1 protein-coding gene is annotated in these 2,387 nt (G+C 67.3%); it reads left to right on the forward strand.

The window, feature by feature from the left end; genetic code table 11:
• Positions 1 to 578: 578 nt before the first annotated feature.
• Complete coding sequence (locus tag WD250_17005; protein MEX2621915.1) at positions 579 to 1,241, forward strand: class F sortase; 663 nt, start codon at positions 579 to 581, stop codon at positions 1,239 to 1,241.
• The last annotated feature ends 1,146 nt before the right edge of the window (positions 1,242 to 2,387 follow it).

The raw sequence follows: 2,387 nt of genomic DNA on the forward strand, positions 1-2,387 counted from the left end.
GACCCCGAACCCGAACCCGAACCCGAACCCGAGCCCGAACCCGAGCCCGAGCCTGCGCCCGAGCCCGCGCCCGAGCCCGAGCCCGCGCCCGCGCCGAAACCCGAACCGACGCCTGAGTTCTCGACTGGGCAACCGACGCGCGTTCTGTCTGACACGCGCGAGGATGACGTGGCTCTGCCTGGTGACACAACGTCGACCGATGTAGCACAGCCCGCCCCTAGTTCCCCTGGTGGCACAACGTCGATCGATGTCGCACAGCCCGCCCCTAGTTCCCCTGGTGGCACAACGTCGATCGATGTCGCACGGTCCGGTCCCAGGTCGCCCGATGTGGTGACGGGCGGGTCCGTGGTTGGGCCGCCGATCGGCGGTGTGGAGGCCGGTGGGGGGGCGATGGCTGGTGCCCACGACCCGGCTAGGCCCTTGTACAGGAGTCTGGTGGTGCTGGGGTGGGTGCTCCTGCTCAGCGCCGCAGGGGTGCTCGGGATTCGCCCGCACGCCCGAGGAAGTGCGCGGCGAGGCGAGGTCACGGTCAGGTGAGGCGTTCCGAAGTGCAGGGCGGCCCCGCACGGTTGACGCCGATGGGTCGCCACCCGCTGGTGATCATGGCGGGGGTGTTCGTCCTGTCCGCGATCGGGACGGCCTCGGTCACGGTGGCGACGGCGAACGAGACGGAGATCCCGCCTCCACTGGCCGTCGTATCGGTGCCGGCTCCGGCACCGCAGGAGCCGGCACCGCAGGAGCCGGCACCGCGGGAGCGGACACCGCCGGAGCTGGCGCTTGCTCGGTTTGAACCGGTCACGATCGATGTCCCGTCAATAGGGGTGCGTTCGGTGTTGCAGCAGGTGGGCCTGACTGCTGAGCACACCATGGAGGTGCCCACGGGCCCCGACTACAACGATGCAGCCTGGTACGAGCACTCGTCGACCCCAGGCTCGCCGGGCCCCGCGGTCATCGTCGGGCACGTCGACTCCGCGATTGCAGGGCCGTCGGTGTTCTTCGATCTCGGCAACCTCCGACCGGGTGATGCGGTCATGGTCACCCGGGCCGACGGCGTGGTCGCAGTCTTCCGTGTGGACGAGGTAGCTCGGTATCCGAAGGAAGATTTTCCGACGGAGCTCGTGTACGGGGACACCGACCGGGCCCTGCTGCGACTGATCACGTGCGGTGGCGTGTTCGATCGCGCGACCGGGCACTACCGTGACAACCTCGTCGTCTTCGCCACGCTGGTCGACGCCCGGTAGCCGTGCTACGCCCGACCGTTGCCGATGAGTGAGCGATAGTGCTCATCTCACCAGCACCCCGTCTCGGGGTTGTTCGGCAGCCTTGGAGGCTGCGTCCCTTCCGCGCTTCATGGCCACCAGCCGAGCCGGGCTCGGTCTTACGGTCGGCTCCACGCTTGACAGCGGCCCTGACTGGGCCGACGGCGCTATCGCCCGCGAGGGGCTGCTCGTAGCGCGCGAGGTTGATGGCGGCGTTGTCGTCACGCTGATGGTTCGCACTGCACCCGTGGCAGGTCCAGTGCTGGGCCCACCCGATGTCTTGCACGCGCCCGCCAGGCCCTTCTGGCCAAGCATCCCGGCCACATCCAGGGCTTCGACCACGATCTCGCCGTGGGTCTTGGCGAGCCTGGTGGTCAAGGTGTGGATGTGGTGGCTGCGGATGTCAGCGATCCGCCGCTGGCGCCGGCTGATCTTGCAGTTCGTCTCGGTGTAGCGGCGGGAGCCTTGGGTGCGCCGAGACCGTTGCCGGCACAGGTGGCGCAACTCTCGACCCCAACCCGCGAATCCGGTCTGTGGACTCGCGGCTGCTGGGGGCGTTGGATGAGCACCCGCAAGGCCACCACCAGCCGGGTGCCCTTGCGTGACACCGTGGCCGCGAGAATCCTGGCCCTGCCTTATCTGTGTAGGAACCCCGATGTCAACGGAACGGGGCTGGGTTTAGGGGCCCCGAGGATCACGGACAGGGAACCTAGTAGGATCCCATCCGAGAATGTAAAGGGGAATGATGTCAGCGCATCGTAGGAAGTACTCGCCTGAGAGTTTAGGTATAATACTTGACGTATCCACTCGGCGCTCGGCTACCGGACCCCACAAGAGGTCTACGACGAGCACCTGAACCGGCCGCAAGCAGTCTAGTTGCAGTAATTCAGCTGCTGATCGACTGTCCGGAATCAGCGGGGCCCACCACCATGACCAGTAGAGAATGGCCAAGCTTGGACCTGGCGAGGTGGGAGTGGTAGTGGGGTGGATGGGGGGTGAAGAATAGGATGAGCCAGGCTTCACGAGTGATGTAGCGGTCGCACGGCGTCGCGGACCGCTGCTGGCACTGGCCTGGCCCGGGGCGGTGGCGGTGGGGTGCGGCGGCGCCGAGCGTCTAATCGTGGCGGC

The sequence above is a fragment of the Egibacteraceae bacterium genome, assembly GCA_040905805.1.
Classification (GTDB): domain Bacteria; phylum Actinomycetota; class Nitriliruptoria; order Euzebyales; family Egibacteraceae; genus DATLGH01.